Here is a 5,382-nt window from a genome sequence, read left to right as displayed (position 1 = left end):
GCCTTGAGGTGGCCGTCGCCGCCGGGGCCGGGCCCGCCGTTCCCGGCGGTGTGCTGGTCAGCGGAGTCGCGGGGCGGAGGGGATCCGGCCCGGGTGGTGGTGTCCGCACTCATCGTGAGGGTGCCTGTGCCTTTCCGGCGCGGCCCGACCCTCGGCTCGATCACCGGAGGGTGGGGGACGGATCCGCGCATTGCGGTGCAACCTAACCTCTACCTCCGGGTATCGGAACAAGGTACCGGGAACTGTTCGCTCAGCGGACGAAAAAGCCCAGGTCAGGGCGGGTGAAGTGGTGCCCCGGAAAGCTCAGATCTGACGCAGCGCCAGCAACTCGGGGCCCTCCCGGGGGGTTTGTCGGGCGGCCGTACATACTGGCGGCGTGATGATCGTCCTCGTGGTGCTCGGCGTCCTCCTCGTGCTCGCCCTGCTGACCCTCGTCCACTGGTACCTCTGGCGCCGGCTGGTGCGCGACGTCTCGGCACCCGGCGGCCGCTGGCGCCGGACCGGCACGGTGCTCGCCTTCGTCCTGCCGCTGCTCTCGGTGGGGGCGCTGGTCGGCGGGCGGGCGTTCCCGATAGCGGTCGAGCGCTGGTTCGCCTGGCCCGGCTACCTCTGGCTCGCGGTGCTGCTGTACCTGCTGCTCGGGCTCGCCGTCGGGGAGCTGGTCCGGCCGCTGCTGCTCCGCCTGCCGTCCCGGGCGGCGCGGGCGCGGGCGGCGGTTCCGGACGCTCGCGCGGCGGACGTGCCGACGTCGGACGAGCCCGCGTCGGACGTGCCGACGTCGGACGAGCCCGCGTCGGACGTGCCCGCTGCCCCGGCTGCCACCCCCGCCGCGCCCTCGCCGGAACGGCGGCTGTTCGTCGCCCGGGCGGTCGCGATCGGGGCCTCCGGCGCGGCGGCGGCCGTGGTCGGCACCGGCATGTACGGGGTGCTGCGCGGGCCGAGGCTCAAGCAGGTGACCGTCCCGCTAGCCAAGCTGCCGGCCGCCGCGCACGGCTACCGGATCGCGGTGGTCAGCGACATCCATCTCGGCCCGATCCTCGGCCGCGCCCACACCCAGCGGATCGTCGACACCATCAACGCCGCGAAGCCCGACCTGATCACGATCGTGGGCGACCTGGTCGACGGCACGGTCCCCGAGCTCGGACGGGACGCCGAGCCGCTGGCGCAGCTGCGGGCCCGCGACGGGGCCTACTTCGTCACCGGCAACCACGAGTACTTCTCCGGCGCGGCGCCCTGGGTGGACTTCGTCCGCGAGCTGGGCGTCCACCCGCTGCAGAACGCCCGGGTCGAGCTCGGCGGCTTCGACCTGGCCGGGGTCAACGACATCGCCGGGGAGCGCGAGGGCGACGGCCCCGACTTCGGCCGGGCGCTCGGGGACCGCGACCCGGCCCGCACCGCCGTCCTGCTCTCGCACCAGCCGGTCACCATCCACGACGCGGTCCGGCACGGCGTCGACCTCCAGCTGTCCGGGCACACCCACGGCGGGCAGCTCTGGCCGGGCAACTTCGTGGCGGAACTGGCCAACCCGACCGTCGCGGGCCTGGAGCGGTACGGCGACACCCAGCTCTACGTCACCCGCGGCGCCGGCGCCTGGGGCCCGCCCGTACGGGTCGGCGCCCCGTCCGACATCACCATCGTCACGCTCGCCTCGCTCCGGGCCTGAGCGTCGGCCCTGGCCTGAGCGTCGGCTCGGGCGTCGGCCCGGCATCGGGCCGAGCGGCGGGCGGGTTCAGGCCTCGGTGACGTCGAGGAGGACGACCCGGCGGCCGTCCGGGCGGCGGTGGAGCCGGGCGTCCAGGAGGGCCGGGATGTCGCTCTCCCGGGAGTGGCCCGGGACGAGGGTGACCTCCGCGAGCCGTACGCCCGGGCTGCCGGCCAGGGCGTAGCGGACCCGGTACGTCGTGGTGTCCGGCGGCGGGGGCGGGTCGATGTCGCGCACGGTGCGTTCACCTCCGTTCCGCCGTCCATTGTCCGCCGGTCGACGGCAGGTGGCCGATCGGGGCGAACCCGGGCAGAGTGGGAATCTCCGGGGCCGGGCGCCCCGGCCGGCGCGACCCCGCGCGTGAACCACGGCGTGAACCACCGGGACGGCTCCGGGCAGGCTCCGGGAATGCTCCGGGAAGGAGCGACCCCATGCAGACCACCTGGAAGGGGACGATCAGCTTCGGCCTGGTCTCCATCCCCGTCCACCTGTACTCCGCCACCAAGGAGCACGACGTCCCGCTGCACCAGGTGCACGCCAAGGACGGCGGGCGGGTGCGGATGAAGCGGTACTGCGAGGAGGAGGAGAAGGAGGTCCCGTACGCGGAGATCGCCAAGGGCTACGAGTCCCCGGACGGCCGCACGGTCACGCTCACCGACGAGGACCTCGCCGACCTGCCGCTGCCCAGCAAGAAGATCATCGACGTGCTGGCCTTCGTCGACGAGGGCGAGATCGACCCGCTGATGTTCTCCAAGGCCTACTACGTCGGCGTCGCCGACAAGGCCGCCTCCAAGCCCTACGCGCTGCTGCGCGACGCGCTGGTGGAGTCCGGGCAGATCGCCGTCACCAAGATCGCGCTGCGCAGCCGGGAGTCCCCGGCCGTGCTCCGGGTACACGACGGCACGCTGGTGCTCCAGACCTGCATCTGGCCCGACGAGGTCCGTCCGGCGGCCGGGATCGCGCCCGAGGAGGACGTGATGGCGCGTTCGCTGATGGAGACCCTGTCCGAGGACTTCGACCTGGAGCAACTCCACGACGACTACCAGCAGGCGCTCCAGCAGGTGATCGAGGCGCGGTTGCAGGGGGTCGAAGTCCCGCACGAGGAGGAGGCGGGGGAGGCGCCGGACAACGTCATCGACCTGATGGAGGCGCTGCGGAGCAGCTTGCGGCGGGCCAAGGACGCCCATCCGGACCGGGCCCACGCCGAGGCGGAGGAGGCGGAGGCCGAGCCGGCCGAGGAGCAGCCGCCGCCGCGCAGGCGTGCCGCCGCGAAGAAGACGACGGCCACGAAGGCCACAACGGCCACGAGGGCCACAAAGACGACGGCGACAAAGACGACGGCCGCCACGAGCAAGAAGTCCACGACCGCGAAGAAGTCCGCCACCGCGCAGAAGCCCGCGAGCGGCGAGAAGAAGAGCACGGCCGCGAGGAAGAGCACGACCGCGCAGAAGAGCACGACCACCACCACGACCCGGAAGCCCGCCACTCCCCGGAAGGCCTCGTGACCTCCCCCCTCACCCCCGGAGGCGATTCCCGATGGACCTGATCACCTACAAGGCGCAGGACACCGGCCCCGACGCGCCCGCCCACCCGAGCCCGGCGCACCGGGCCTGGCACTGGCTGTGCAGTCTCTCCCCGACAGCCGTGGTCTTCCTGGTCGGCCTCTCGATCGGCCTGGGCGCCATCGGCACCCAGGCCTCGCTGACGTGGCTGATCATCTTCAGCATCGTCTGGGGCGTCACCGTGCTGGCACTGGTCGGCGTCGTCGCCCGGTGGGCCACGCCCGGCCGGGGCCGCCACCGGATGGCCACCTGACCGTCCCCTGAGGGGTTCCCGTCCCCGAGCAGCGGCTCGGTCGGACGGGAACCCCTGCGGCTCAGCCCTTGAAGAGGTTGTGGCCGACGTCGGAGGGGACGATCTCCTTGACCGGAGTGCTGCTGTCGTCGGGCACCCGGGCGCCGGGCACCGGCTCGTCGCTCTCGCGGTGCAGCAGCACCACCCCGTGCTCGCCCCAGACCTGCCGGTAGCCGTGGGCCAGCAGCAGCTCGATCCGCTCGGCCTGCTCGGCCGAGGTCTGGAACGGGAAGGTCCGGGTGTCGGAGCGGATCAGGACGTAGTCGCGTCCGCGCGGCACGCCGTCCACCAGGACCACGTCGGTGCGGCCGACCAGTCGCGGCACCACCTGGTTGTCGGCCTCCACCAGGGCGCCGTCCGGGATCTGCGCGGCGCCCCGGACCAGGGCCGTGTTGCTCGCCGAGGGGCGCCAGAATGCCGGGGTCAGCAGGCTGATCCCGCCCAGCGCCAGGCTGCTGACCAGGGAGATCGCGACCGCCGCCGTACCCAGGCCGTAGCCGGTGCGCCGGTGGAGCCCGCCCCGGGCGTGCAGGCGGCCGAGCGCCTCCAGGGTGGCGGTGAGCAGCACCGGCCACAGGAAGGCGTCGTAGTGGTGGGCGATCGACCAGTGGTTGGGGTTGTCCGACAGGACGCGTTCGGCCAGCAGCGGCAGCAGGCAGAGCGTGGTGGCGGAGCGCAGCGGCAGCAGCAGCAGGGTGCCGAACAGCCAGAGCAGCAGCAGCGGTTTGACGGTGGCGTTGGTGGCGACCTGAACGAGCAGCAGCGGGTCGCCGAGTACATTGCCGAACGCGGTCCCGGCGTCCGGGCCGAGCGGGCCGTACACCCAGTAGTAGTCGGGCTGGCCGCCCATCGCGGGGATCAGCGCGACGATGGCGAGCGCGGAGGCCAGCGGGCCGCCGATCAGCAGGCCCGCGCCGTAGGCGAGGGTGCGCCGGTCCCCGGCCCGTTCGCCCTGCCGGTCGCCGCGCGGGCGGCCGCGCCAGAGCAGGACCAGGCCGTACATGCCGACCAGCAGGCCGAGGTCCTCCTTGGTGAGGCAGAGCAGGGCGGCGGCGAGGGCGGCGGTGCCGTAGCGGCGGGCCAGGCCGCGTTCGAACATCAGCAGGGTGAGCGGGACGGCGAAGGCGACCTCGTGGAAGCCGCCCCGGCCGGCGGCGAGCAGGGGCCAGCCGAGGCCGTAGACGAGGCCGGCCAGGTCGGCGACCAGGCGTACGGTCCGCAGTCGCGCGGGGTCGGTCCCGGCCGGGTCCCCGTCGGCGGTGCCGGTCCCGGTGCTGTCGGTTCCGCTGCCGTCGGTCGGCGGAGTGAAGCAGCGGACCGCGATCCGGCGGATCAGCGGGACGCCGGCGGCGAGCAGCAGCGCCTGTCCGAGGAGCAGGGTGCGCGGGTCCTCCCAGATCCAGTAGAGCGGCGCGAGCGCGGCCAGGATCGGCGAGAAGTGGTCGCCCAGCAGGGAGAAGGCGGGCGGGAACTCGTGGTGGTAGCTCTTGACCGGCGAGATCGGCAGCCCTAAGTGCGCGTAGCCGGCCACACCCTGGTGGAAGATGCCGAGGTCGAAGCCGCCCAGCAGGACCGCCGACCACTGCTGGAGCCCGCACGCCGCGGTGACGGCGAAGCAGAGCAGCGTCAGCACGGCGGTCCGGCGGCCGGAGAGCGCGGCGGCGCCGGGCGCGGGCGGGCGCACGACGCGCGGCAGCAGCGGACGGTTCTGGCGGGTGGACGGGCTGAGCCCGGTTTCGACTGGCACGGGATCCCTGAGGTGGTCGGCGGCGGGGGCGGGGGTTGCTGGTCGGGCGGGCCGCGGGGCGGCGGGCGCCGGGTCAGCC

5 protein-coding genes are annotated in these 5,382 nt (G+C 73.8%); 3 read left to right on the top strand and 2 right to left on the bottom strand.

Going from position 1 to position 5,382, the window contains the following annotated elements; genetic code table 11:
• Positions 1 to 379 precede the first annotated feature (379 nt).
• Positions 380 to 1,663 (top strand): metallophosphoesterase, encoded by a 1,284-nt coding sequence (locus tag VR45_RS35530; protein ID WP_063772607.1) that lies wholly within the window; start codon positions 380 to 382, stop codon positions 1,661 to 1,663.
• Between the two features lie 66 nt (positions 1,664 to 1,729).
• On the opposite strand, the gene VR45_RS35525 is transcribed toward VR45_RS35530, so the two are convergent.
• The gene (locus tag VR45_RS35525; RefSeq protein WP_045944047.1) at positions 1,730 to 1,939 is read right to left on the bottom strand and encodes a hypothetical protein; all 210 of its coding nucleotides are present in this window, start codon (positions 1,937 to 1,939) and stop codon (positions 1,730 to 1,732) included.
• A 194-nt stretch (positions 1,940 to 2,133) separates the two neighbouring features.
• Between VR45_RS35525 and VR45_RS35520 the strand changes: the two genes are divergently transcribed.
• Both VR45_RS35520 and VR45_RS35515 read left to right on the top strand, forming a co-directional pair.
• Complete coding sequence (locus VR45_RS35520) at positions 2,134 to 3,207, top strand: Ku protein (protein ID WP_045944046.1); 1,074 nt, start codon at positions 2,134 to 2,136, stop codon at positions 3,205 to 3,207.
• A gap of 31 nt (positions 3,208 to 3,238) precedes the next feature.
• Positions 3,239 to 3,517, top strand: coding sequence for a hypothetical protein (locus tag VR45_RS35515; protein WP_045944045.1), 279 nt, complete (start codon positions 3,239 to 3,241; stop codon positions 3,515 to 3,517).
• A 61-nt stretch (positions 3,518 to 3,578) separates the two neighbouring features.
• Here the strand turns inward: VR45_RS35515 and VR45_RS35510 are convergent, their stop codons facing one another.
• On the bottom strand, positions 3,579 to 5,303 hold the full coding sequence (locus VR45_RS35510) for a DUF2079 domain-containing protein (protein WP_078897227.1): 1,725 nt from the start codon (positions 5,301 to 5,303) through the stop codon (positions 3,579 to 3,581).
• Positions 5,304 to 5,382 lie beyond the last annotated feature (79 nt).

The organism is Streptomyces sp. NRRL S-495, assembly GCF_000966955.1.
Taxonomy (GTDB): Bacteria; Actinomycetota; Actinomycetes; order Streptomycetales; family Streptomycetaceae; genus Kitasatospora; species Kitasatospora purpeofusca.
Note: the sequence above shows the minus strand (reverse complement) of the source record. Positions and strands in the feature narration are given on the sequence as shown.

Bases quoted from the DNA above. Each gene is read 5' to 3' on its own strand.
- VR45_RS35520 (WP_045944046.1), top strand. From the start codon at position 2,134: ATGCAGACCACCTGGAAGGGGACGATCAGCTTCGGCCTGGTCTCCATC.
- VR45_RS35530 (WP_063772607.1), top strand. From the start codon at position 380: ATGATCGTCCTCGTGGTGCTCGGCGTCCTCCTCGTGCTCGCCCTGCTG.
- VR45_RS35515 (WP_045944045.1), top strand. From the start codon at position 3,239: ATGGACCTGATCACCTACAAGGCGCAGGACACCGGCCCCGACGCGCCC.